This is a genomic window from Gilliamella sp. X-57 (genome assembly GCF_057063565.1).
On record NZ_JBXSQI010000013.1, the window covers coordinates 1 to 24779 of the forward strand.

25 protein-coding genes are annotated in these 24779 nt (G+C 35.6%); 9 read left to right on the top strand and 16 right to left on the bottom strand.

The window, feature by feature from the left end; translation table 11 throughout:
- The first annotated feature begins 261 nt into the window (after nucleotides 1-261).
- Entirely contained in the window at nucleotides 262-1107 is an 846-nt protein-coding gene (locus ACYIAL_RS07045) for a hypothetical protein (protein ID WP_483751313.1), read from the top strand.
- A gap of 91 nt (nucleotides 1108-1198) precedes the next feature.
- Here the strand turns inward: ACYIAL_RS07045 and rsmC are convergent, their stop codons facing one another.
- On the bottom strand, nucleotides 1199-2242 hold the full coding sequence (rsmC, locus tag ACYIAL_RS07050) for a 16S rRNA (guanine(1207)-N(2))-methyltransferase RsmC (RefSeq protein ID WP_174796292.1): 1044 nt from the start codon (nucleotides 2240-2242) through the stop codon (nucleotides 1199-1201).
- 88 nt (nucleotides 2243-2330) lie between these two features.
- Here rsmC and ACYIAL_RS07055 point away from each other — a divergent pair, with 88 nt between their 5' ends.
- From ACYIAL_RS07055 to cyaY, 6 genes are all read left to right on the top strand, one after another.
- Complete coding sequence (locus ACYIAL_RS07055) at nucleotides 2331-2738, top strand: DNA polymerase III subunit psi (RefSeq protein ID WP_483751314.1); 408 nt, start codon at nucleotides 2331-2333, stop codon at nucleotides 2736-2738.
- Nucleotides 2707-3168: a ribosomal protein S18-alanine N-acetyltransferase gene (gene rimI / locus ACYIAL_RS07060; protein WP_174796290.1), complete on the top strand. Its 462-nt coding sequence runs from the start codon at nucleotides 2707-2709 to the stop codon at nucleotides 3166-3168. Before ACYIAL_RS07055 ends, rimI begins: the two co-directional genes overlap by 32 nt.
- A 34-nt stretch (nucleotides 3169-3202) precedes the next feature.
- Nucleotides 3203-3826, top strand: a complete 624-nt coding sequence (locus ACYIAL_RS07065) for a thiamine diphosphokinase (RefSeq protein WP_483751315.1) — start codon at nucleotides 3203-3205, stop codon at nucleotides 3824-3826.
- Nucleotides 3827-3910: 84 nt separating this feature from the next.
- Entirely contained in the window at nucleotides 3911-4696 is a 786-nt protein-coding gene (locus tag ACYIAL_RS07070) for a hypothetical protein (RefSeq protein WP_174796288.1), read from the top strand.
- Nucleotides 4696-5211: a surface-adhesin E family protein gene (locus ACYIAL_RS07075; RefSeq protein ID WP_174796287.1), complete on the top strand. Its 516-nt coding sequence runs from the start codon at nucleotides 4696-4698 to the stop codon at nucleotides 5209-5211. The genes ACYIAL_RS07070 and ACYIAL_RS07075 overlap by 1 nt, the downstream gene beginning before the upstream one ends.
- A gap of 99 nt (nucleotides 5212-5310) precedes the next feature.
- Nucleotides 5311-5622, top strand: coding sequence for an iron donor protein CyaY (cyaY, locus tag ACYIAL_RS07080; protein WP_174796286.1), 312 nt, complete (start codon nucleotides 5311-5313; stop codon nucleotides 5620-5622).
- 80 nt (nucleotides 5623-5702) lie between these two features.
- Here cyaY and uvrD read toward each other — a convergent pair whose 3' ends face one another.
- From uvrD to ACYIAL_RS07140, 12 genes are all read right to left on the bottom strand, one after another.
- A complete protein-coding gene (gene uvrD / locus ACYIAL_RS07085; RefSeq protein ID WP_174796285.1) occupies nucleotides 5703-7886 on the bottom strand; it encodes a DNA helicase II in 2184 nt (727 codons plus the stop codon).
- A 202-nt stretch (nucleotides 7887-8088) separates the two neighbouring features.
- Nucleotides 8089-8802 carry a 5-amino-6-(5-phospho-D-ribitylamino)uracil phosphatase YigB gene (gene yigB, locus ACYIAL_RS07090; RefSeq protein WP_174796284.1) on the bottom strand — a complete coding sequence of 238 codons (714 nt, stop codon included), beginning with the start codon at nucleotides 8800-8802 and terminating at the stop codon, nucleotides 8089-8091.
- A gap of 2 nt (nucleotides 8803-8804) precedes the next feature.
- Nucleotides 8805-9725, bottom strand: a complete 921-nt coding sequence (xerC, locus tag ACYIAL_RS07095) for a tyrosine recombinase XerC (RefSeq protein WP_174796283.1) — start codon at nucleotides 9723-9725, stop codon at nucleotides 8805-8807.
- 9 nt (nucleotides 9726-9734) lie between these two features.
- Nucleotides 9735-10469 carry a DUF484 family protein gene (locus tag ACYIAL_RS07100; protein ID WP_174796282.1) on the bottom strand — a complete coding sequence of 245 codons (735 nt, stop codon included), beginning with the start codon at nucleotides 10467-10469 and terminating at the stop codon, nucleotides 9735-9737.
- A 158-nt stretch (nucleotides 10470-10627) separates the two neighbouring features.
- Nucleotides 10628-11452, bottom strand: coding sequence for a diaminopimelate epimerase (gene dapF, locus ACYIAL_RS07105; protein WP_483751316.1), 825 nt, complete (start codon nucleotides 11450-11452; stop codon nucleotides 10628-10630).
- A 121-nt stretch (nucleotides 11453-11573) separates the two neighbouring features.
- Entirely contained in the window at nucleotides 11574-12827 is a 1254-nt protein-coding gene (gene lysA, locus ACYIAL_RS07110) for a diaminopimelate decarboxylase (protein WP_483751317.1), read from the bottom strand.
- A gap of 12 nt (nucleotides 12828-12839) precedes the next feature.
- Nucleotides 12840-13007 carry an LPS translocon maturation chaperone LptM gene (gene lptM, locus ACYIAL_RS07115; protein ID WP_483751318.1) on the bottom strand — a complete coding sequence of 56 codons (168 nt, stop codon included), beginning with the start codon at nucleotides 13005-13007 and terminating at the stop codon, nucleotides 12840-12842.
- A 307-nt stretch (nucleotides 13008-13314) separates the two neighbouring features.
- Nucleotides 13315-14190: an L-ribulose-5-phosphate 3-epimerase gene (locus tag ACYIAL_RS07120; protein WP_483751344.1), complete on the bottom strand. Its 876-nt coding sequence runs from the start codon at nucleotides 14188-14190 to the stop codon at nucleotides 13315-13317.
- A gap of 96 nt (nucleotides 14191-14286) precedes the next feature.
- On the bottom strand, nucleotides 14287-14931 hold the full coding sequence (locus tag ACYIAL_RS07125) for a 3-keto-L-gulonate-6-phosphate decarboxylase UlaD (RefSeq protein WP_483751319.1): 645 nt from the start codon (nucleotides 14929-14931) through the stop codon (nucleotides 14287-14289).
- 19 nt (nucleotides 14932-14950) lie between these two features.
- Complete coding sequence (locus tag ACYIAL_RS07130; protein WP_174796277.1) at nucleotides 14951-15643, bottom strand: L-ribulose-5-phosphate 4-epimerase; 693 nt, start codon at nucleotides 15641-15643, stop codon at nucleotides 14951-14953.
- Nucleotides 15628-16119, bottom strand: coding sequence for a PTS sugar transporter subunit IIA (locus tag ACYIAL_RS07135; protein ID WP_483751320.1), 492 nt, complete (start codon nucleotides 16117-16119; stop codon nucleotides 15628-15630). Before ACYIAL_RS07135 ends, ACYIAL_RS07130 begins: the two co-directional genes overlap by 16 nt.
- Before the next feature lie 27 nt (nucleotides 16120-16146).
- Nucleotides 16147-17913, bottom strand: coding sequence for a PTS ascorbate-specific subunit IIBC (locus tag ACYIAL_RS07140; protein WP_483751321.1), 1767 nt, complete (start codon nucleotides 17911-17913; stop codon nucleotides 16147-16149).
- A gap of 349 nt (nucleotides 17914-18262) precedes the next feature.
- Between ACYIAL_RS07140 and ulaR the strand changes: the two genes are divergently transcribed.
- Entirely contained in the window at nucleotides 18263-19024 is a 762-nt protein-coding gene (gene ulaR, locus ACYIAL_RS07145; RefSeq protein ID WP_174796274.1) for an HTH-type transcriptional regulator UlaR, read from the top strand.
- A gap of 25 nt (nucleotides 19025-19049) precedes the next feature.
- Nucleotides 19050-20117, top strand: a complete 1068-nt coding sequence (gene ulaG, locus ACYIAL_RS07150; protein ID WP_483747713.1) for an L-ascorbate 6-phosphate lactonase — start codon at nucleotides 19050-19052, stop codon at nucleotides 20115-20117.
- Between the two features lie 138 nt (nucleotides 20118-20255).
- On the opposite strand, the gene recG is transcribed toward ulaG, so the two are convergent.
- Genes recG through rpoZ form a run of 3 tightly spaced genes read right to left on the bottom strand, consistent with a single transcriptional unit; the run spans nucleotide 20256 to nucleotide 24769 of the window.
- Entirely contained in the window at nucleotides 20256-22349 is a 2094-nt protein-coding gene (gene recG / locus ACYIAL_RS07155) for an ATP-dependent DNA helicase RecG (protein WP_483751322.1), read from the bottom strand.
- Nucleotides 22350-22354: 5 nt separating this feature from the next.
- The gene (gene spoT / locus ACYIAL_RS07160) at nucleotides 22355-24460 is read right to left on the bottom strand and encodes a bifunctional GTP diphosphokinase/guanosine-3',5'-bis pyrophosphate 3'-pyrophosphohydrolase (protein ID WP_483751323.1); all 2106 of its coding nucleotides are present in this window, start codon (nucleotides 24458-24460) and stop codon (nucleotides 22355-22357) included.
- Nucleotides 24461-24478: 18 nt separating this feature from the next.
- Nucleotides 24479-24769 (bottom strand): DNA-directed RNA polymerase subunit omega, encoded by a 291-nt coding sequence (rpoZ, locus tag ACYIAL_RS07165; RefSeq protein ID WP_160431732.1) that lies wholly within the window; start codon nucleotides 24767-24769, stop codon nucleotides 24479-24481.
- Between the last annotated feature and the right edge of the window lie 10 nt (nucleotides 24770-24779).

Here is a 24779-nt window from a genome sequence, read left to right on the forward strand (position 1 = left end):
AAACTCGGCCGGTATTTCTCATTATTTGTAGTAGCTTTTCCCACCGTTTATCTGTTAGCATTGTTCTTGGCATGATGAATCGAGTTATGGTTGTTTTTTGCAGAATTATTATAACTCACATCATGCCATCTAAAAAATAATCACGAAAGATCAACACGCCCTTATAACTTATTTATTTTATTGTGATTAAAGGTTAGCTTTTAAATTCACAATTTCAGCCTTTAAGCATGAAATTTTTATTTTTAATAAGGAAACGATAAAATGGGATTGATGAATAAAGTAGTGGAAGTATTTCCAACTCGCCCTTTAAAAGTTATGAAACTAAAGCAAGAAGGCATATTACATCAAATAAAAACAATATTTGCGATAATATTTTGCTTTGCATTAGCTATGTTTATGGCCCTGAATCATTATCCTGGATTAATTGATGATTATAAAATATCACGGAATCCAGTTGTGGTTGACTATCATGCAGAAGTAAAATGTAATACAAGACGTATTATTGAGAATTGTTCAGTGAAAATTACCACTAATACAGGACAAGTTATTAAGCGAGCTCTCCCTGGTGGAATAAGCAAAAATAATCAAGTTGTAACTGTGGCTTCTGCCGATGATCCTTCACTAGTAACAATCAATTTAGCTATTGATAATATGCTGAGGGTATTTGTGATTACGACTGTTCTTACTCTTTTATTTATGTTGCCTGTATGGATGGGTTTAGTAACTATCTTAAGAATACATAAAATGAGAAAAGTTATCAATGAAATCAATGGACAAAGATTAACTCTTGCTATTGTTCCGATTAAATTAAAATCTTATGGTAAAACAATAACTGCTATATATCATGCAAAAAATGCACAAGGTGTAGATGTTAAATGTGTAGCCGTTTTTAATAAAGACTCAAACGGTGGACCAATTATTATAGGTGATATGACTAAAAATAAATGTAATGTCTTGGCCATAATCGGGAAAAATAATCCTGTTCCTATTATTCTTGATCAAAACTTTACGCGTTGTGATTTTACTGATAATGAAATTCAAGCATTAAAAACAGTTCTTATCAATAGTAGTGAATTCAGGTTAAGTCTAAATATTCACATGTTATAAATAGAGCGATAGCATCGCCCTATTTTTTAGGGCTTATGATATGTATTGCAACTTATTTCTCTTTTAAGACAAAATAAACAAACTGCACTTATTAATGGCTTGCTAGATAAACCTTAAATTTTGTCGTTTGGGCAATCACTTCAACGCTTTTAAATGTTTCATCTAAAATAGTTTGATACGGTAAAAATGAATTTGCCACAATGCACAAATAACCATTTAATTTTAGGTGTTTTTTCGCCTCTTTAATTAACGCATTAACGGCTGTGTAATTTGTCTCTTTGCCATCATGAAAAGGTGGATTCGAAACAATAAGATGATATTTATCATTTAGATTTGAAAAAACGTCACTCGCCACAACTGTGGCATTAACATGATTACGGTTTAACGTGGCTTTACTTGATTCAATTGCTGAACTGCTTACATCAGATAACGTTAATGTAGTAATATCAGGGTATAATTTACCTAGCACCGTGGATAAGATGCCTGAACCACATCCCACATCTAATACATTACCTTTAATAATATCAGCATGATCCATCAATGCATTTAAGAGTAATTCGCTGCCAGCATCTAACCCTTTTTGGCTAAAAACACCGGGTAAACTTTTGATTTCAATATTTTGATTTTCAATAGTTAAATGATAACTTAACCACCATTCATCAAGATTAAAGGCTAAACGGCTATCCGCCTGAAAATGATATAAACCACAACGCCTTGCACTATCGATTTTTTGAATTGTACCAAAATCACTCAATAAAGCTTCCACGCTTTTTACACCTGTTCTATTTTCACCGATGATAAAAATATCACTGCCTTTTGGCATATTATGCAATAAATAAGAAAGTTGAAATTGCGCTTCGCTTTTTGTTTTTGGCCAATAGTAAATTAGCGTATCCATACCGGCATAGAGTTCTGCTTCTGGCAACAATGAAAAATAGGTATACTTGCCACGAACACTATTTTTTAAACGCAGATAAGTATGAAATTGTGTGCAATGAATCTTAACTTGATTTGCTGCCATGATAGCGGGATAACTGTCTTGAATATCACCAGCGATGATCACATTTTTATCGTTAAATAATGTTTGATGACGCTCAATTACTTGACTTGCTGGAGTAAAAGCAGATGTTGCCATATTTCCTCAATGAAAAAACTTTATAATTTGATGAGATGATTATACAATTAACTACCCTTAATCTCTAATAAAAAACAGTAAGTCAATAATGGCGCAACAAGATTGGTATCTAAAACAATACAATATAACGCAATATGTTTTGCGTAACACGCATGTCTTTAAAGGTGAAATCGCACCCCATATCAGTGATAAGATCCGATTAATTGTTGTTGCCAAAGCGCAACCAACCCAAAAAATCTATTGGGATATATTAAATGCAATTAGCCTTACTCAAGATCAGGTGTTAGTATTAACACCATCCCAACTCATCGTACCAGCAAATGATATTAGGACTGTGATTTGGTTTATTGATGTTAAGCCCGAAGAATCTTGGCAAAATCCATTAACCATTCAAACAACTAGCTTAGATCAACTTGCAAAAACACCAAAACAAAAACGCTTACTGTGGCAACAATTATGTCAATATGAAAACTATTTCCACCCTGACCGAACATGATTTAACAAAAGCCTTTGAATTAGAACAGATCTGTCATGCTATTCCTTGGTCAAAACAGACATTCTTTTCAAACCAAGGCGATCGTTATTTAAATTTTAAAATAGCCGTTGATAACCAAATCATCGGATTTTGCATTTGCCAACATGCCTTTGATGAAGCAAATCTATTTAATATTGTAATACACCCCCATTTTAGAAAACAGGGACTAGCAAAAGCTTTGCTCAACCATTTGATAGATAAATTAATAACCATAAAATCGCCCTGCCCGATTTCAACACTTTGGCTCGAAGTCAGACAATCAAATAGCCCTGCAATCGAGTTATACCATGCGCTGGGGTTTAATCAAATAACGGTTCGAAAAAATTATTATCCAACAACTGAAGGTAAACAAGAAGATGCGATTATCATGGCTTATACGTTAGCATTGTAATTAACCAATCAGGTAAACCAAAAAAGGAAAGCCAATGCCACAAAATAAAGCCTTACTCTTTGTCAATGGTGAGCCGCCATTGCATGACTTTTGCAATTTAGAAAAGTACACCTATATCGCTTGTACAGATGGCGCTTACCATAATTATCTGTCAGCATTGTCAATCGAGCCTGATTTTATTATTGGAGATTTAGACAGCTATCAGGTTAACAAAACAATTCCGCCTGAAACCGAAATCATTCACACTCCAGACCAAAATAAGACTGATTTTGAAAAGGCTATTTTATTTTTAGCCAGTAAAGGAATAACAGAATTTGATGTTTATGGTGCTTGTGGTCGTGCTAGCGATCACTTTTTGGGAAATATTTCTGTTGCAATGAAATATTATCATCAATATCGAATCACTTTTTACGATAATTATTGCCATTTCTTTTTTTCCAAGCCTTATTTAGAAATTACTAATGTAAAAGATCATATCATTTCACTCATGCCGCTTTCCAAAGTAACGGGGTTAACCATCACCGGCTTCCAGTATCCTTTGATTGACAAAACTCTATTCTTAGGTGGCAGTGTTAGTTTAAGAAACAAAGCAATTAGCAATTTGGTTAAAATATCTTTTAAAAACGGAGATTTAATGATTTTTATTGAAAATTTATAGGATGTTAATTGACACGAGCGTTTACATTACTTTACAATAGGTTTACAAAAAAATAAGTATAATTATTGAACAAAGGATTTTCACATGCTTCTAAAAAAACTTTCTGTGCTTTTGTGTGCAGCTTTATTTTCTTGTATAACTTTTGCACAAACCAACAATAAGAAGAGTGAAACTGATAAGGTAATCGATACATTTCTTCAATGTAACAATCAGTTTTTTGAGCAACTTGCTATCCATCAAGAATCAATAAGTCAATATGTTGACTTAATGACAACACCCGATAACGTAACTTATATTCCTGTTGAATCTATTCAACAAAATGATAAGAATAAAGTCCTGTTTAAAAAACCACTTAAGTATCGTGGCTTAGAAATTACTGGTTATCAAAATATCTATATTCCAACTTCATTATCTGGTCACTTTTTATACTGGGGGTTCATCTTTAATAATACTGAAGATGAAATTAAAGCCACTTTAAATAATATTAATTGGTTGCCATACAACACTAATATTTATATAGCAAACGCAAAAATTTATGATCGCCAATTGAAATCGCCAGAATGGCAAAATGATCCTTATGCTATTGATGGTGTTATTCCAAGACTCGGCACGATGAATAAGTCACTTTATTTAGAACTTTCTACCAATAATAAAAGTAGTGTTTTTTGTTCTATTCAAGGTGATTTGGATAAAGAGACGCTTCTTGCAACTCGCCCTGATCTAAAACCAATCATTGAAAAACAAGAAGCCGAACGTCAAGAACAGATTAAAGCCTACAAAGAGAAAAAGCAAAAAGAAAAACAAGTACAACAATCTCAACCACAAGCTAACCCTACAGAAGCGGCTTTAACACATGGAGATAATATTTAATGAAAAAACTTAGTTTATTCTTAATCCTTTTTTCTTTTGCAACATTTAGTCATGCAGTTGTAGAACAAGCTAATGTTGACGCTAAAACGAATACCAATACAGCAGTAGAGAGTTTAAAAGATCCTAGAGTAGGTGAACAATTTATTCCAACGTCTAAATCAAAAGAAGATAATACTGTTGGTTATTCTTTTTTAGATAGGAATTCAATTAAGCTTCATCCTTTCAATGCCAAAATTCGTATGTTTAAAGAAGTGACAAATTATAGCCCAGCATTAGTGCAAAAAAATGATGATAGTACTGTAACGCCCTATCACGCCATTGAAATTGATTATTATGCCAATTGTGACAAAATGGAGTTAGCGAAAGGTGAACTTAGAACAATCGAAAACAACTTTGGTGATGGAAAATTAGTTAATACCATTCAAATGCCAAACCGCTGGTTAGCGGTGAGCCAAGACCAAGAACAATATAAGCTACTTGTTATTGCTTGTTCTTTGCCTCTTGCAAATGAATAATTAAGTCAATACTTATTTAACTCTTGCCACCTTGCTGTGGCAGAGTATATCCATTTATGCTAATATCACGCCATTATTTACCTGAATGATTACACCTTTATGAATATCAAACAATTCCATACGCTTGCTGATCAGTTATTTAATAAAATCGAGCTTTTTTTGGATGGTTATGCAGATGAGCATGACATCGATTTAGATTATGAAACAAACGGCAATGTCATCACAGTTAGTTTTCCTAATAGCAGTAAGATTATTGTTAATACCCAAGAACCACTATTTCAAGTTTGGCTAGCCACTCGCAATCAAGGGTATCATTTTGATTATGCGGATAATAATTGGATTTGCAATCGAACCAACAAGTCGTTCGACCAAATTTTTTCTGAGGCTGTAAAAGAACAAGCTGATCAATAATATATACAAAAGCGGGAATTAATTTAACACTTAATTCCCATTTAATCACATAATTAACCAATCTTATTCAAAAGAAAAACCTACAATAAAGTTAGGTTTGCCAGTTTAACTACCAACCATTTAATGCCTTCATTAACAAAAGCAATTTGTGCTCGTTTGTGATCGCCTTCGCCATCAAGGTTGACTATAGTTCCTTCACCAAAACGGTTATGTAATACTTTACGACCTAATTTATAACCATCACATTGAGGCTTTTTCTTAGGATAAGGTTCTTTTTTCTTAGATAGCGTGATATTACCTTGATAACTAATTTCATTTAATTTATCAACAGGTAATTCTGCTAGAAAACGTGACGGTAAATTTCGCTCCTCACGGCCATATAGACGCCTTATCTGAGCTAATGACAATGTTAGGCATTTACGTGCTCTAGTAATACCAACATAAGCAAGACGCCTTTCTTCTTCCATTTTATCGAATTCTTGAGACGATCGTAAGTCTGGAAATATGCCCTCTTCTAACCCAACAATAAATACATTATCAAATTCAAGACCTTTAGCTGAATGCAGTGTCATTAACTGAACTGAATCTTGTTCATTAATCACATCTCGGCTTTCTAGTGAAGTATAAGCCAAAAATGATTCTAAAACTGTCAAAGTTTTACCTGTTATACTATCTTGAATAACTGTGTTTTCATTAGCACGATAGAACTGCTCAGCGGCTGATACTAATTCTTCAAGATTTTCTAACCTTGCTTGCCCTTTAATACCGGGTTCTTGCTCATACATCTGCAATACACCAGATAATTTAATAATGGCATCAAGCTGCTTGTAAAATGGTTGCTCCCCAACTTCATTATAGATAGATTCCATCAATTCCAAAAAGCGACTAATACCTGAGCACTGTCTTTCAGTCAATGCATTGCTTTGAATTAGCATTAAGCATGCATTCCATAACGAAATATTATGTTGTTTTGCTGTCAACCTAACTTTATCTAGCGTGATATTACCAACACCTCGTGTTGGAGTATTGATTGTCGCTTCGAACGCCATGTCATTATTGTGATCATGCAATAGTCGCAAATAGGCAAGCGCTAATTTAACTTCTTGTCTTTCATAAAAACGAATGGAGCCATAAATTTGGTAAGGTAATCCTGCTTGTAATAATGTATCTTCAAGTAGGCGCGATTGTAGATTATTGCGGTACAAAATAGCGCAATCTGCAAACTTTTCACCTTCTTGATGGCATTTTTTTATTTGACTCACAACAAATCTTGCTTCGTCGATATCATTAAAACCAATATAAAGCGAAATTTTTTCACCCTCGCCTCTATCAGTCCATAGATTCTTACCCAATCGATTTCGGTTTTGCGCTATCAAGCTATTCGCTACATCTAAAATATTACCTGTTGAACGGTAATTTTGCTCTAAACGAATAATTTCTGTTTCAGGATAATCATTGCTAAATAATTGAAGATTATCCGCATTAGCACCGCGCCAACTATAGATAGACTGGTCATCATCACCAACAATCATCACATTAGCTGTATTACCCGCTATTTTTTGCACCAACCGATATTGAATTTTATTAGTATCTTGAAATTCATCAATTAATATATTACTAAAGCGATGATGACAATAAGCTAAAACTTCGTTATCACGGCAAAGCAGTTCATAAGATCTTAGAATTAATTCAGAAAAATCAACATAACCGACTCTATCACAAATGGCTTGATAATCGCGATAAATCGTTTGCCACATGACTTGTTTAGGATCTTCAGGAACAATATCATCCGCACGAAGTCCCTTTTCTTTTTGAGTGGAAATAAAACCAGCACACTGTTTGGCTGACCACTGTTTTTCGTCGATTTTTAGTTCACGAAAAATTCGCTTGATAAGCCGAATTTGATCTTCTGTATCAATAAGTTGAAAATTAGGTGGCAAATTAGCTTGCTCAGAGAACATGCGTAATAAACGATGGGTCAATCCATGAAACGTACCCACCCACATACCATTGAAATAACCCTCACCGACTAATGCTTGAATCCGTTCTTGCATTTCAGCAGCAGCTTTATTGGTAAATGTAACGGCAAAAATAGAACTAGGCGAATAATGCTTTTCAAGACAAAGCCAAGCAATACGATGAACTAAAACGCGAGTTTTACCGCTCCCAGCACCGGCAAGAACAATGGTATATTGGTTATCAGTGGTGACAGCATTTTGTTGCTCTGCATTCAGTCCATCTAATAATGTTTTATTAATTTCCATTAAATTCAAACCTATTTTGATAATAGAAAACATTAACCAGCATTAATATTGAGTGTATTATTAATATTTTTATCATATTCCGAGATATTTTGACGACTGTAATCGAACAGAATCTAATGATAAGTTTCTTTAAGTGAAATTTATCAGAATTTAATCTATCTTTATGTAAATTTACTGTCTATTTATACAGAAAAAGAAATAATTATAACAGATTCTCCAATTCTGACAATTGAGTTATTTCTATGTGGGGCAAACATATTGCATTATCAAGGTGTAAAATATCACGATGATAAATATTGATAAAGCAAGCCAAAAAGCCGTTATTAATTGCACCATTGACATCAGTCAATAGATTATCACCCACATGTAAAATATGATGTGATGGAATAGCTAGCTTATCAGAGGCCAAATCAAAAACCTCGGGAAAAGGTTTGGAACGCCCGTGTTCACCACCACGTAATGAAAACTGAAAATAGTTACCCAAACCAATTTGATGAATATCAACGTTACCATTAGTAATCACCGCTAAAGGATATTTAGTTGCCAATTTGGTTAATAGCAAATGAGTTGATTCAGGAACGTTTATCTTGTGTCGCCAAAAATTAAAACAGGTAACAGATTCATCAATCACATCAGCAAATTTTGATACTGGCATATTAGTTTTACTTAATAGCGATTTAATAGTTTGAATTCGCCAAACTATGACATCATGATAAATTTCAGGATAGGATGCCAGTACTGCATACTTTTCAGCAAAAAAGTCGGATATCGTTAAAGTGCATAATTGTTCATGACGTTGAAGCATTTTAACCATTTCTTCTTCCGCTTTTTCAACAATCATACTGTTATCATATAACGTATCATCAAGATCGAATGTGAATGCTTTAATACGATGAATAGACCGATAAAAGTGCATCGTTATTTTCCCCTTTTGGCTCGCGGATGGGCTGAGTCATAAACTTCTGACAGGTGTGAAAAATCTAAATGGGTATAAACTTGGGTCGTTGATAAATCGGCATGACCAAGCAATTCCTGAACTGCACGCAAGTCCCGACTTGATTCAAGCATATGGGTGGCAAATGAATGGCGTAATTTATGTGGATGAACGTGACTACTTAACCCTTGTTTAACACCCCATTGTGCAAATCGTTTTTCAACATTACGAGGTGAAATTCGTTTGCCTAACTTTGAAATAAATAGTGCATCATCTTGCGGTACAAAAAAATCTCGCATGGATAACCAGTGTTTAATCCATTTGATAGACTCCCGACCTAATGGCAGTTTCCGTTCTTTACTACCCTTCCCCATTACGCGAATTTCACCATCGATAAGATTTAATTCTCGACAATTAAGACTAACTAATTCGGACAGACGCAACCCCGAACCATACATGACTTCAAGCATTGCTCTGTCGCGGACTGAAAGCGGATCGTTAGCTTCGATATCAAGCAATTGATTAATTTCGTCAATATCAATATTTTTAGGCAGATGCTGACCTAATTTTGGATTTAATACTCCTCGAGCAGGGTTAGCTGTAAGACGTTCATTTTTTACCATCCAATCACAAAAACTACGCAAAGCCGATAGCCTTAATGACAAGCTTCTTGCTTGTAATCCTTTTTGTTTACTGCGACTAATTAACACTCTTACTGCTGATGAGTCTAAATCCTGCCAATTTGAAATTTCACTTTCTTTTGCCAGCGAAATAAGCGCATAAAGCTGACGTCGATAATTGATTTGAGTATTTAAACTGAGCTGCTTTTCTGACTTTAAATAATTCAAAAACTGATCGACAGGCAATGTTAAGGAAGCATTAGCATTTTCGTTAAGCTGAACCATGATATTTCCTTATTTTTTTCGCATAATCCATCGGCTAATTAAAATAGGTAAAATTTCACTCATTTTCTCAAGTAACAATGTACCTTGCCCAGCTTGATAATGTTCTGGATTAGTGCTAGTAAACATTAAAAGCCCTAAATCTCCAAATTGCCCTAATAAAGATAAAGCCACCGACCCAACATAACCATGTTCAGGTAATAAAAAATCAAGTTCAGTTGAATTTAAAGTGCCTAAATATTGTTGAGTATACTGTAAATGTCTAACACGAATAAAATCAAATTGTGATGAATTTAAAGCTAAGTGATGGTAATTTGACGGTGCACTAAGCAGCCATTTATCGTCAAAGAGATATAAATAAGCTCCGCTAAGGCCTAACGATTTTGCCCATGTATTTAATAATACAATCAATTGATTGAGATCCTGCGCTTTAATCAATTCAATTTGTAAATCCATCAGTTGTCTAAACAGCAATTCGTTAGCACTGGCATGTTCCATTAATAATGATATTTCACACTCTAATTGCTTAATTTTGTTACGCTGACGAGCCATATTCCATTCAGGTAACGAAATAATCCCCCGAACGGGGTGGGGCACTCGCATGTACTCAACATACCGCGCATTTCGCATAAAAAAATCAGGGTTATCAATAAGATATTGACTCACAATGTCGTCATTTAATTTTTCCGATGAGGGCTGTTGTTGTATTTGTTTTGCTCTCAACTTTCGTGTATTTTTAGCAACCATAATTAACGTCTATCGTATTATCTTATATTTCTAATGCTTTCTACTTTTGATTGAATCACGCCAAACATAAAAATAAAATAAAATCAACACCATTATCAGTTTATTTTATGAAGTTTTCTATCAACAAATGTTAGAGCCATACAGTAAAAATATCAAAATTAAATGGCAATAAAGCCATCATACACATGCGTAGCAGGTCCAGTCATATAAAGGGAATGCTTGCCACCTTTCCATTCAATTAATAATTTGCCACCTGGCAAATTAACATTAACGCGTTGGTTTAATAACCCTTGATTAATACCAACTGCTACCGCAGCACAAGCCCCGGTACCACAAGCTTGCGTTTCGCCAACCCCACGTTCAAATACACGCAAATTAATGTTTTCGCGATCAATAATATGCATAAAGCCAATATTGGCGTGTTCAGGAAAGCGCTCATGTTGCTCTAATAGTGATCCGAGTGTTGCAACTTCTGCGGTTACAATATCATCAACTTGAATCACACAGTGAGGATTACCCATAGATGCAACACCACATAATATGGTCTGTTCTTGTACGCGAATGATATAAGTTTTTTCTTCTTTAATAGCCTTGAAAGGAATTTTATTGGGTTCGAAAATGGGCTCCCCCATATTCACACGTACTGTATCATCATCATTGACGGTTAATACAATATTACCTCTCATGGTGCTGACTTTTAACACGCGTTTTCGGCTTAATCCTTTTAAACGAACAAAACGTGCAAAACAACGAGCACCATTACCACACTGCTCAACTTCAGAACCATCGGAATTAAAAATACGATAATGAAAATCACTATCGGGTACATAAGGAGGCTCAACAATAAGAAGCTGATCAAACCCGACCCCCGTATACCTATCTGCCATGCGTTTAATCATTTCTGTCGAAAGATGAACATTTTGCGTCACTGCATCAATAACCATAAAATCATTTCCGAGTCCATGCATTTTTGAAAAGTTCATCGTTAGTTTACCTTCTATTGTCAAACATGTTAGTTTGTTATTCTTCTGTTTAGGCTGTTAACCAGCAGCAACTTCAAAAGGAAATGCTATTGTGATTGAGCATTTCGATATAATGTAAATATTATAAAACCACTTCACCGCGCCATAAATCTTCAAAAGATTCACGCTCACGGATTAATTTATGTTGTTGTTCATCAATGAGCATCACTTCGGCAGGCCTTGGATGACTATTGTAATTCGATGCCATACTAAAGCCATAAGCACCAGCGCCACAAATGACCAATAAATCATCTTGGTTAACCGAAAGCTGGCGCTGATAAGCCAGTACATCGCTTGATTCACATATTGGCCCAACAACATTGTATACAAAAGATTCATCGCCAGCTTGTGGTTGTTTTTCGGGCAATATGTTCATCCAAGCATCGTAAAGTGCTGGACGGATCAAGTCATTCATCCCCGCATCAACAATCGCAAAATGGTTACCATCTTGGTGTTTGGTATATTCTACTTTAGTAATTAACACACCTGAATTAGCAACAATAGATCGTCCTGGCTCAAACAAAATTTCAATATCGGGATAATTAGCTAATTTGTTTTTTAACTCAGTAACAAGTTGTGATGCTGCAGGAGGTTGCTCATTATTATAACACACACCTAAACCACCACCTAAATCGATATGTTTAATAACAATATTATCAGATTGTAGTTTATCTACTAAGGCGAGTATGCGATCGGCAGCATCAAGAAATGGCGATAGTTGAGTTAACTGTGAACCAATATGACAATCAATACCAACAATATTAATATTAACCAATGATCGTGCCTTTCGGTAAACATCTAAAGCTAACTCATAGCTAATCCCAAATTTATTTTCGCGTAGACCTGTTGAGATATAAGGATGTGTTTTAGCGTCTACATCAGGATTGATTCTTAATGAAATTGGTGCAGTTTTATTTAATCGTTTGGCAACTTCATCAATTCGGTACAATTCGGCTTCAGATTCAACATTAAAGCATTTGATGCCAACTTCAAGCGCACGTTCAATTTCAACGATTGATTTAGCAACACCAGAAAAAACGATTTTTTTAGGATCGGCACCCGCTTTTAATACTCGCTCTAACTCACCTTGTGAAACAATATCAAAACCAGCCCCCAGTTTTACCAGTAAACTTAAAACAGCTAAATTACTATTAGCTTTAACCGCATAACAAACTAAATGCTTATTATTGATCAAAGCTTGTTCATAGGCTAAAAACTGTTTACTTATGTGAGCAGCCGAATAAACATATAACGGGGTTCCATAGTGCTTAGCAAGAGCGGCTATCGCTATTTGATTGGCAAATAAGCGAGCATGTCGATAATTTAAAAAGTCCATTACCTTACTCCACTATACATTTTTAATCAATAGATTAGATTGAATTGAGGCAGTTGCTGTTAGTTTGGTTTGTTGCGTTTGTGCCTTTTCAACTGGCTGATAAAGTGGGCCCTTTAATCCACATCCCACTAATGCCAAAGTAATAAAAAAGATAGAGAGTGATTTTATCGTTGATTTCATACAATATCCGCAATTCTTTCCATTTTTTTATAATGCTATCTATATTACACGATAGACATAGCAGTGCAAAGGGTAAATAATCATGTCTAAGCAAACACATATATAAAATTTGTAACTCGTGCAGATAAAAAGATAAATAAAAATATAAACTGCGAGTTAAAGCTTGGTTTTCGTCATTAACCACAAAACTTAAATACACGTTAAACTATTTCATGTTAATCTCCACTATTAAATGGCTTGCGAGAAGCTTACCCCCTCAATCACAGCAATGGTATTAATCCTTTATGGAATAAAAATGATTAAAATATTAGCAAAAAAGCGGAAAATCTGTTTTGTCACCTATTGCTTTTAATCGTTTTTGAGCGGTGATAATATTGGATTTCCAGTTATCATCATTTGCCCACATTTCGATAACTAGGGGTGCTACATAATTCATGGCATTAAGCGTTTTGAATATAGCAGTAAAATCAACTTCTCCTTCACCTATAATAAGATCTCTAAACTGACCTGGATAATTGGGTTTAACTTTATGAGTGTCCTTTAAGTGAATCTGTACAATATGCTCACAACTTAACATTAATTCGGTGCAAGTATCGTAATTCCATCCTGTGATGTTTCCAACGTCTGGATAAGCCATAAAATAAGGCGAGTTAATTTCTTTTTTTAGAATTTCAAATTTACTTAAGCAGTTAAGATATTGCGTATCCATAATTTCAACTGCCAACATTATGCCAACTCGCTCGGCCTGTTTTGCTGCCCATTTCATTCCTTCAATAAAACGTTGATGTGTTTGCAAATCAGACGGTTCATAATACACATCATATCCAGCAAGTTGAATCACCCTTATACCCAATTTATAAGCAAACGTAATTGCTTTATCCATTATGGCTTTGGCTTCTTTTCTAATATCGCTATTTGCTGATCCAAACGGATATTTACGATGAGCACTAAGACACATAGAATGAAGTGGTATACCAGTCTTTTCGCATAAATGTCTAAGCGAATATATCTCATCATCAGACCAATCTAACCTTGCACGACGCGCATGCGACTCATCGACTGAAATTTCGACAAAATCAAATCCTAATGTTTTAGCTTCATTTAATTTATTTTGCCATGATAGTTCGGTAGGCAATGCTTTTTCATAAATCCCTATACGAGGAGTGGTTTTAGATTGATACATTGTTCTTGATATATCTGTACTTTGCGACATAGTGGCCACCTAATAATAATTAAACAAAAAAGAAAAATGGCCCAATTAACGGCCATATGATGGTAATTACCAATATTGAGTTATTTGTTCTTTTAATGCTTGAGCGGTTTTTTTGCCGTTTTCATTAGCCAAAGCACGCCCCGCAATAAACGCTTTAGTTTTAATACCTGCAAATAGATGTATATCTTCAGGTACAATGCCTCCTGTAATTGACAGTTCTAGCCCTAAATCGGAAAGTTGACGCATTTTAGTTAGGTCATCTTCACCCCAGCCGATACCAGCAAGTTCAGCATCGCGTGACCGATGATATATTGCTTGCTTAATGCCTAATTTTCGCCACGCTTTTGCATCATCTAAAGTCCAATGGCCATATAATTCAATTTGAATTTCACCTTTAAATTCATCGGCAACTTTTTTACATGCCTCAACAGTTGCAATATGCGCTGCTGCCGACACGGTTAACCAATTTGCACCAGCAGAAAAAGCCATTTTAGCCAAAATAGCTCCACCATCAGTCGTTTTTAAATCACACACCAAAATATGATTTGGATAGAGTTGTCTTAAACGTTTAACACTTTGCATTCCTGCTCCAAATGCCAAAATAGTACCGACCTCGATGATATCGACAAACCCAGCTACATTTTGAGCAACGTCTAATGCCAGAGTTAACTCGGTTTGATCTAACGCGATTTGTAATTTAGGTGTTGACATGTTTTTCTCCTTATCTCTTTTATTTTTGACCGTAGTAAGCATTCGCACCATGTTTGCGAAAGTAGTGCTTATCGGATAAAGTTTGTTGGATTTTAATTGTTTGATTCAATTGACGGGTTGCCAATGCCATCATGGCGACTTCTTCAAGTACAACGGCGTTATGCACAGCATCAAAGGCGCTTTTACCCCAGCAAAATGGCGCATGCCCCGAAATCACCGCTCCCGGCATTGCGACAGGATCAAGCCCACGGTATTTAAATTCTTCAACAATAACTAAGCCGGTGTTTTTTTCGTAATCAGTCGCAATTTCGCTATCGGTCAATTTACGTGTGCAGGGCACATCGCCATAAAAGTAATCTGCATGAGTGGTGCCTAAAGCAGGAATATCTAATTCAGCCTGAGCCCAAATGGTTGCATAACGTGAATGCGTATGCACAATACCACCAATAGCAGGAAATGCTTTATACAGTTCGATATGCGTTGCAGTATCGCTTGAAGGATTTAACTTCCCTTCAACAATATCGCCCGTTAATGAAACCACCACGATATCGTCAACGGTCATAGTGCTATATTCAACGCCAGAAGGCTTAATGGCAATAACGTCTCTAGTGCGATCAATTTCAGAGACATTACCCCACGTAAAAGTGACTAAATTATATTTTGGTAGCAATAAGTTGGCTTGCAAGACACTTTCTTTTAAAGCTTGATACATAACTCCCCCCTACTTATAGCCTGTTCAATAACGGCATAAACATCTTCTTTTGAGTTACATCGCCTTAATTTGTCAAGATCAATACCCGTTTCGCTATTTTCATCATCTAAGATTTGGGTTACTTCCATTAATCCTTCCATATGCTGATCAGAAGTACTGCCAGCAAGCGTAACTAAAACATCAACTGGTTCGTCTTCACCTTCAAAATAGACGGGATTTTTTAAGGTAACTAAAGCAAACGCGGTTCTATTCACTCCGTCTTCAGGTCTGGCATGGGGCATGGCAAAGTTTGGAGCAATAATAATGTAGGGCCCCATTGTCTTAACACAGCTAATAATGGCATCGTAATACGAAGGCTCTATCGCTTTTGATGCAACTAACATATCCGTGCCTAACTTAATAGCTTCTTGCCAAGTTGCAACATCTGCTTTGAGTAAAATCGAGTTATTCTCAATCAGTGATTCTTTTAAGGTCATGTTGTACTCCTTTTTTAATTGGAAAAACTATCTAGAAACTACTTGATTAATCAGCTTAATAAGCTCATCGCCAAAAGTTTGTGGATTAAGCATATTTTTAACACCTAACGCATACTGACCGTCATTGACTTCAATTTCATGAATAAGATGCTTTGATGCGACAATAATATCGACATTAGGAAGACGTGATTTGTAATCAGTCACCGCACAAGAGTCCATTTCATTCGGAATACCTTTTTTATTTAAGTAGTTGGCAATTTTCATTTTCATCATCATTGAGGAACCTTGGCCACTACCACAGACAGCCAAAATTCGAACTACGCGACCATCACTGGTTGCTATCTCATCCATTTTTTGAACTACAGCTATATTCATATCTTGATGTTCGTCATTTATTTCTGATTGTTTTGTTTGCATGGCCTCATCTAAACGTAACTGTTTAGCAGCAAAGAACATATAAAGCACTGCTAATGCTATAAGCACATAGATAAATAAATGCGAAATAGATAAACCTTGTAAAATAGGTGGAAATAATATTGCCCAATCAGCCATTCCCATCCAAGAGTCAATCGGTGTCCCATTTTGTGCAAAAATATAAATGACCCAAGCTGAACCAAATACCTCTATCATGCCCATCACAAAACAAATTTTCATAACGGCTTTCCAACCACCAAAGTGGTTAGCAAAAACACCAATAGTTGCGTTCGAAAAAAACATCGGAATAAAACCAGGAATAATCATAATAGGTGATTTAAAGACGAGTAATAAAGCAATAGCAAAAAATTGTCCTAACGCCCCCCAAATAAAACCAAATACCATGGCATTAGGGGAAAACGCATAAATAGCAGCACAATCAATAGCCAATACAGCATTAGGGATTAATTTTTCAGAAATGCCTTTAAAGGCTTCAGACAGCTCAGCAACAAACATTCGCACACCACTTACAATCACTTGGATAGCCACAGCGAATTTAAGACCAGTTTCAAAAATATAGATTGCCCAATGAGTTGACCCAGCCATGGTTTGCAAATTATCTAAGCCAAACGAAAGTAAAATAATTCCAAAGAAAAAAGTCATAACAATGGTGGTTGCAGCGATACTATCATGAAAAATATGCAACCATTTAGGCAGTTTTAAATTATCAACAGAATCGTTTTTATCACCCAATTTAGGCGCTAATTTAACGGCAATCCATGAACCCAGTTGTTGTTGGTGACCAATTGAGAATCCAGCACCACCGGTGACAGCTTCAGTAGGTTTGAACATCATATTCGAAAAGATACCCCAATAAAGCGCGATAATAACGGCCGAATAGATAATGGTTTCCCACATACTGTAGCCAAAAAGAAAGTAAAATAATGCAATTAAACCAACCTGCTGAAACATAATATGGCCAGTTAACATGATGGTTCGAATACCTGTTATACGGCGAAAAATAACCAGAACGATGTTAATAGCCAATGCTAACAATACCGCATAACCAACCCATGAATAGTTTTCATGCATGCCATTTTCAACGGCCACCATTGATGCATAAGTATCAATAATAGATCCTTTAATACCATGATACTCAGCCAGTTTGGCAATAACTGGTTTGAAAGTTGAAACTAACACGCCAGATCCAACTTGCAATAGCATAAAACCAACAATGGTCTTAATGGTACCTTTTAACACCGTTGATATATCTTTACGTAACAGACAATAACCTAGCATTGTCACTAAGCCAAGTAACAAAGGTGCCTTTGTCATAACTTGACTATAAAAAATATAAAATACGTTATACATTACTTCCATATGTTCCTCTCATCAGTTATCGACATTTTTCATTGCTTCAACAATACATCTCGGAGATCAAGTTTTATCAAAATTAAATACTAGCAACATATTCCACAATCAAAACAAATCACTCAATGATTATTTATGATTATTTTGACAAGGATCACTTTTTCAAATAATTAATAACCATACCTGTGACATGCATCACACTTTAATAAAAAAGAAAGAAAACAAAAATTAAATTAAATATTATCAATATAATAAATAATTAACCAATAAATTTAAATTTAAAATAATTGACATTCATACAAATGAAAATTATCATCATTTTAAATCATATTTAATCAATAAGAATAAAGAGGTTGTAATGAGTGAGTTATCTCGGCATAACGAAATGGTGGCTTTAGTTAATGAAAAAGGTATGGTTAAAGTCTCCGAGTTAATTTCGTATTTCGCTATTTCTCCTGCAACTGCTCGCAGAGATATCACAAAACTGGATCAAGAAGGGCGAGTAAAAAAAGTTCGCAATGGCATTACACGATTAGAAGAAGTAAAACCAATTTGGGCTCCAATTGATAATCATAATACCGACCACTATCACGAAAAAGCGCGCATTGCCATTCGTGCTGCCAAACTGTGCAACAATGAAGAAAACATTGTTATAAACTGCGGATCAACGGCATTTTTACTCGGACGCGAACTGTGTGGTAAAAATGTCTCGATTATTACGAACTACTTTCCATTAGCGTGTTACCTAATTGAACATGACCATGAAAACGTCATTATTATGGGCGGATTATACAATAAAACACAAAATATAATTATTAATCCTATTATTAGCATAACCGATTCCTATGCAGGCAAATGGATGTTTACTAGTGGCAAAACATTAACACCAACTGGTCTTTATAAAAACGAAATATTAGGTGCGGTTGCTGAACAACAAATATTGGAAAAAGTTGAGAATTTAGTTGTTGTTGTCGATAGTTCAAAAATTGATAAAAAAGCCAATTCAGGCATGCTTTTTTGTCCTGTTAATAAAATCGATATTTTAATTACAGGAAAACAAGCAAATAAGGATGTGATTGAATGTATTAAGGAGCAAGGTGTTGAAGTTATTTTAGTTTAACAATTAATTGTAAAAGGAACAAAGTATGAGTAAAGTGAACGAGATTACCCGTGAATCATGGATATTAAATACATTTCCTGAATGGGGAACATGGCTCAATGAAGAAATAGAAACGACAGAAGTTAAACCCAACACATTTACGATGTGGTGGCTTGCTTGTACTGGTATCTGGTTAAAATCAGCTGGCAATACAAATATATCTGTCGATTTTTGGTGTGGAACTGGAAAAAAGACACACGCAAATCCATTAATGAATAAACAACATCAAATGATGCGTATGGGGGGCGTGCGTGAATTACAACCAAATTTAAGAACGAGCCCATTTGTTCTTGACCCTTTTGCAATTAAACAAATTGATGCAGTAATGGCAACTCACGATCATGCTGATCATATTGATGTCAATGTTGCTGCTGCTGTTATTCAAAACTGTTCATCTAGTGTTAAATTTATCGGCCCTAAAGCCTGTGTAGAATTATGGAAAAGTTGGGGGGTACCAGAAGATCGTTGCATTGTTGCCAAAGTGGGCGAAACAATCCAAGTCGGCGATATCACCATTCGGGTATTGGATTCTTTTGATAGAACATCACTAGTTACTCTCCCCAAAGGCGTATCATCAACTGATAAATCTATTTTAGATGGCATGAACGACAGAGCTGTTAACTATCTATTTGAAACATCGGGCGGATCGCTTTATCATTCTGGTGATTCACACTATTCTAATTATTATGCAAAACATGGTAACGATTATAAAATCGATGTTGCATTGCTATCTTACGGCGAAAACCCTCGTGGTGTAACAGATAAAATGACGTCAGCCGATATTTTGCGTGCGGCTGAATCACTCAATACTAAAGTTGTTATTCCATTCCATCATGATATTTGGGCAAACTTCCAAAGCGACCCTCGTGAAATCGAAGTATTATGGCAAATGAAAAAAGATCGCCTAAATTATCAATTTACGCCATTCTTTTGGCAAGTGGGCGGAAGATATACTTATCCAACCGATCAACATAAAATGCATTATCAACATTATCGTGGTTTTAGAGATATTTTTATTGATGAGCCAGAATTACCTTATCGCTCATTCTTATAACTCTGCAATGTTATCTTAATTTTTTAGATATTAACTTCACAATGTGTGGACTGAAAACAACAATGCTTCAGCCCACACATAAATTTATTATCCATAAATAAGTACAACATTTAATTTTAGTAAAAAAATACAGCACAATTATACATTAATGTATTTTTCACGATTTGGCAGCCAGCAATCAATTAATTGTATGGCGTTTTGTGGATAGTTGTTTTGGAAATCATAAGATGCTTGTTGCACTTCACTAATCAAATGCTGATCGCGAATCAAATCAACCACTTTAAAATTAGCCATACCCATTTGCCTAGTTCCTAAAATTTCGCCACTACCACGAAGTTCAAGATCTTTTTGGGCAATAATAAAACCATCATTACTTTCACGCATTACCTTCATGCGTGCTTGGGCAATTTTGCTTAAAGGCGCTTGATACATCAGTACACAGTGAGACACTGCCGAACCTCGTCCAACTCGTCCACGTAACTGATGCAATTGTGCTAAACCTAATCGTTCTGCATTTTCGATAATCATTAAACTAGCATTAGGTACATCAACGCCAACTTCAATAACCGTTGTGGCGACAAGCAATTGAATTTTTCCGGCTTTAAAGTCTTGCATCACCGACTGCTTTAAATCAGATTTCATTTTGCCATGCACTAACGCAATACTTAAATGAGGCAAACGCGCTTGTAATTCAGCAACCAACATTTCAGCCGCTTGTGCATCAAGCGTTTCGGACTCTTCAACCAAAGTACACACCCAATATACTTGGCGATTGTCTAAACAGGCTTGATTTACACGTTCAATGATCTCATCTCGGCGAGTATTAGGTATAACAACTGTGGTGATAGGCGTTCTTCCTGGTGGCAATTCATCAATGACTGAAACATCGAGATCGGCATAAACAGTCATGGCTAATGTTCTGGGAATAGGTGTTGCGGTCATAATTAATTGATGAGGATAAATATGATCTTTAATGCCTTTTTCCCAAAGACTTAAGCGCTGATTAACACCAAAACGGTGCTGCTCATCAATAATCACCAAACCTAATGAATTAAATTGCACTTTATCAACAAATACCGCATGCGTTCCAATTAACATGGTAAGTTCACCATTTAAAATACGCTCATAACGCTGACGCTTATTTTTAGCGGTTAATGTCCCTGATAACCAATCCACAGAAATACCAAGAGGATCAAACCATTGTTTAAAATTGTTATAATGTTGTTCTGCTAATATTTCAGTCGGCGCCATTAATACCACTTGTCGATTATTTTCTATTGCATTGAGTGCCGCTAGTGCTGCAACTAACGTTTTGCCAGAACCAACATCTCCCTGAATTAATCGCATCATTGGAGTTGGTTTTGCCATATCTAGATAAATATCTTGAACCACTCGTTTCTGAGCATGAGTGGGGTAAAAAGATAATGAAGATAAAAACGGTTTTATAAACTTTTGGCTGACACTCATTGCATAAGCTTGCTGCTTCTGATTATTTATTTTCAACATCAACATGCTTAAATGATAGGCGAGCAATTCTTCAAAAATAAACCGTTTAATTGCAGGATGTTCCCCATTCGACAATTGATTTATATCAGTATCTATTGGTGGGTTATGAATAATATTTAACGAATCGAAAACAGTGAAATAGCGACTCGCTAGCGATGCCGGTAAAATTTCTTTTGGCGGGTTACGTTTTAATAATAGCAGTGCAGCTTGAATCAGTTTACGAATAATATTTTGAGTAAGTCCGTAAGTCGTTGAATAAATAGGCGTATATCTTTCTTCATTGCAATCAGAAGCTAACAAATTATTCTCAAGATTACCTTTAACTTTATATTGTGGATGAATTATTTCAGGATAGTTTTTTCCTCTTTTTACCTCACCATAAGCACTTATCCACTTACCTTGCATTAAACTTGCTTTCATCCCAGCATTAAAATTCATAAATCTTAATATTGCTATTCCTGATTCATCTTGAATATAACAAACTAACATTTGCTTACGCCTAAAGATGACTTCAGTTTTTATGATGCACCCTTCAATCGTAGTATACCCACCGATAGCCACATCACCAATGGCACAAGTCGAAGTGCGATCTTCATAACGCAAAGGAAAATGCAATAATAGATCTTTGACGCTATAGATACCTAATATATTGAATTTTTTTTCTAAACTTGCACCAACTCCTGTTAATTTTATTAACGGTAAATGGTCCAAAAAACGATTTATCATAATGACTAATTTATATTTCGTGTAACACTCACTACATCCGGTTGTAGTGACATTTTACGAATTAACTCATTAAGTTGCTGAGTATCTTTCACTTCTATCTGCAAGATGATTGTATAAATTTGTCTATCTTTTTCTTCAGTATTTAACCATTGCAAGTGGGCATTTTCATCATTAATAATTGAAAGAATATGTGCTAAAGAACCTTGAGTATTTAAAATATCGACCCAAATTTCAGCAACAAAGGATTGAGAAATATTAGGAGCCCATTTAAGCGAAATATATTTTTCTGGGTTATGTTGATAGCCCGTAATATTTCGGCAAGATTCATGATGTACTGTCAGTCCTTTTTCAGGGCTAACATGGCCAACAATAGGATCATTAGGGATAGGATGACAACACTTAGCAAACGTAACCAAAACGCCTTCACTGCCGGTAATAACAAGTGTTTTATTTGGCTCTGCTTTATTTGGTAACAGCGATTTATGTTCTAAACCTTTGACAATAAAATGACTCATAATATTGCCTAATCCAATTTCGGCCAAGACATCTTCAAAATTGGACAACTTTGTTAATTCAACCACTCGATCTTTTTGGCTCGATGATAGCCCACTAATACCTCCAGATTTAACTAACGAAAGGTTAAGTAAACGCCATCCTAATTCAATTGCATCCTCACGTTTAAGCGTTTTAAGCGCATGACGAATACGAGATTTTGCTTTAGCACTAACTACAAAATTCAACCAATTCGCGTTAGGTCGTCCTTCTGGAGAGGTAATAATTTCCACGGTTTGCCCGCTACTTAGTGGTTGTGATAGAGGATAAGGTTTACGATCAACAATCGCTCCAATACATTGATAACCAATATCTGAATGAACCGCGTAAGCAAGATCAACAGCAGTCGCCCCCTCTGGTAACTGAACAATACGCCCTTTAGGGGTAAAAACATAAATTTCTTTAGGAAACAAATCTGATTTTACATTTTCGATAAACTCAAAAGAATTACCTACACTTTGTTGTAGTTCTAACAAGCTTTGCATCCAGCGTTGCGCTTTAATTTGCGTGGTAGTATTCAACTCATCTTTTTCGTTATATGCCCAATGTGCAGCAACCCCCATTTCAGCCATTTGATCCATGTCTTCAGTACGGATTTGTACTTCAACTGGAGTACCGTGTGGTCCAATTAATGATGAATGTAATGACTGATACCCATTCGCTTTAGGAATCGCTATATAGTCTTTAAAACGATTTAGCCGTGGTTTATATAAATTATGTACCAGCCCAAGCGCACGATAACAAGCATCGACATCTTTAACCACAATTCTAAAAGTGTAAATATCCATAATGGAATGAAACTGCTGTTCACGCAGTTTCATCTTTTGATAAATCACATAAATATTTTTTTCGATACCTGTCACATTGGCATCAATATGTGCGTCACGTAATCGCTGCTTTATTTCAGACAAAATTCGTTGAATCAGTTCTTTTCGTTTATTTCGCGCTGTTTTAATTACTTTTTCAATCACTTTAGCGCGATTGGGATGCATTGCTGTAAAGCCTAAAATCTCGAGTTCAGTTTTAATATGATGAATACCTAAACGATGAGCCAAAGGAGCATAAATTTCGAGAGTTTCTTTGGCAATGCGACGGCGCTTGTCGGGTCTTAAGGCACAGAGTGTGCGCATGTTATGAGTGCGGTCAGCTAGTTTAATTAAAATAACACGCACATCTTCGGTCATGGCAAGCACCATTTTCCGAAAATTTTCAGCTTGAGCCTCTTGTCTGTTACGGAATTTTAATTTATCAAGTTTAGAAACACCTTCAACTAAAATGGCAACATGTTTACCAAATTTATTCGTAATATCTTGAAAGGTAACTGGAGTATCTTCGATAGTGTCATGCAAAAGTGCAGCAATAATGGTTTCATAATCAAGCCGCATCTCAGCTAAATTTGTTGCGACTGCAACTGGGTGAGTGATATAAGGTTCACCACTACATCGGAATTGCCCATCATGTGCATTTTTAGCAAAAAGATAAGCATCTTGAATCAATTCGACTTGTTTAGGCGGAAGATAAGATGCTACAACCTCTTTTAAGCTATCGAAATATTGCATAAGCAATTCCTGTGAAGCTTATTCGTACGATGGTGTATTTTCGAGAAGAATCGACTCATGAAGTGTTGCGCGCACTTCTGCTTCTTCATCTTGACGCGCTTGGAAATCAGCAATATCAAGAATTTGTTTATTGACAAGACCATCTTCTATTTCACGTAAAGCAACAACAGTTTCTTTGTCGTTTTCTTCCGGAACCAGTGGAGATTTATTTTCAACCTGTAGTTGACGAGCGCGTCTTGCTGCTACAATAACGAGATCAAAGCGATTACCAATTTTTTCTACTGCATCTTGAACAGTTACACGTGCCATTTTTACCTCT

Coding starts and splice junctions, on each gene's coding strand:
- ulaG (WP_483747713.1), top strand. CDS start 19,050: ATGAGTAAAGTGAACGAGATTACCCGTGAATCATGGATATTAAATACA.
- ACYIAL_RS07075 (WP_174796287.1), top strand. CDS start 4,696: ATGAAAAAACTTAGTTTATTCTTAATCCTTTTTTCTTTTGCAACATTT.
- recG (WP_483751322.1), bottom strand. CDS start 22,349: ATGATAAATCGTTTTTTGGACCATTTACCGTTAATAAAATTAACAGGA.
- ACYIAL_RS07130 (WP_174796277.1), bottom strand. CDS start 15,643: ATGTATCAAGCTTTAAAAGAAAGTGTCTTGCAAGCCAACTTATTGCTA.
- uvrD (WP_174796285.1), bottom strand. CDS start 7,886: ATGGAAATTAATAAAACATTATTAGATGGACTGAATGCAGAGCAACAA.
- dapF (WP_483751316.1), bottom strand. CDS start 11,452: ATGAACTTTTCAAAAATGCATGGACTCGGAAATGATTTTATGGTTATT.
- ACYIAL_RS07135 (WP_483751320.1), bottom strand. CDS start 16,119: ATGACCTTAAAAGAATCACTGATTGAGAATAACTCGATTTTACTCAAA.
- rpoZ (WP_160431732.1), bottom strand. CDS start 24,769: ATGGCACGTGTAACTGTTCAAGATGCAGTAGAAAAAATTGGTAATCGC.
- rimI (WP_174796290.1), top strand. CDS start 2,707: ATGAAAACTATTTCCACCCTGACCGAACATGATTTAACAAAAGCCTTT.
- ACYIAL_RS07100 (WP_174796282.1), bottom strand. CDS start 10,469: ATGGTTGCTAAAAATACACGAAAGTTGAGAGCAAAACAAATACAACAA.
- ulaR (WP_174796274.1), top strand. CDS start 18,263: ATGAGTGAGTTATCTCGGCATAACGAAATGGTGGCTTTAGTTAATGAA.
- spoT (WP_483751323.1), bottom strand. CDS start 24,460: ATGCAATATTTCGATAGCTTAAAAGAGGTTGTAGCATCTTATCTTCCG.
- yigB (WP_174796284.1), bottom strand. CDS start 8,802: ATGCACTTTTATCGGTCTATTCATCGTATTAAAGCATTCACATTCGAT.
- ACYIAL_RS07125 (WP_483751319.1), bottom strand. CDS start 14,931: ATGTCAACACCTAAATTACAAATCGCGTTAGATCAAACCGAGTTAACT.
- rsmC (WP_174796292.1), bottom strand. CDS start 2,242: ATGGCAACATCTGCTTTTACTCCAGCAAGTCAAGTAATTGAGCGTCAT.
- ACYIAL_RS07140 (WP_483751321.1), bottom strand. CDS start 17,913: ATGGAAGTAATGTATAACGTATTTTATATTTTTTATAGTCAAGTTATG.
- ACYIAL_RS07065 (WP_483751315.1), top strand. CDS start 3,203: ATGCCACAAAATAAAGCCTTACTCTTTGTCAATGGTGAGCCGCCATTG.
- lysA (WP_483751317.1), bottom strand. CDS start 12,827: ATGGACTTTTTAAATTATCGACATGCTCGCTTATTTGCCAATCAAATA.
- ACYIAL_RS07070 (WP_174796288.1), top strand. CDS start 3,911: ATGCTTCTAAAAAAACTTTCTGTGCTTTTGTGTGCAGCTTTATTTTCT.
- cyaY (WP_174796286.1), top strand. CDS start 5,311: ATGAATATCAAACAATTCCATACGCTTGCTGATCAGTTATTTAATAAA.
- ACYIAL_RS07055 (WP_483751314.1), top strand. CDS start 2,331: ATGGCGCAACAAGATTGGTATCTAAAACAATACAATATAACGCAATAT.
- ACYIAL_RS07120 (WP_483751344.1), bottom strand. CDS start 14,190: ATGTATCAATCTAAAACCACTCCTCGTATAGGGATTTATGAAAAAGCA.
- lptM (WP_483751318.1), bottom strand. CDS start 13,007: ATGAAATCAACGATAAAATCACTCTCTATCTTTTTTATTACTTTGGCA.
- ACYIAL_RS07045 (WP_483751313.1), top strand. CDS start 262: ATGGGATTGATGAATAAAGTAGTGGAAGTATTTCCAACTCGCCCTTTA.
- xerC (WP_174796283.1), bottom strand. CDS start 9,725: ATGGTTCAGCTTAACGAAAATGCTAATGCTTCCTTAACATTGCCTGTC.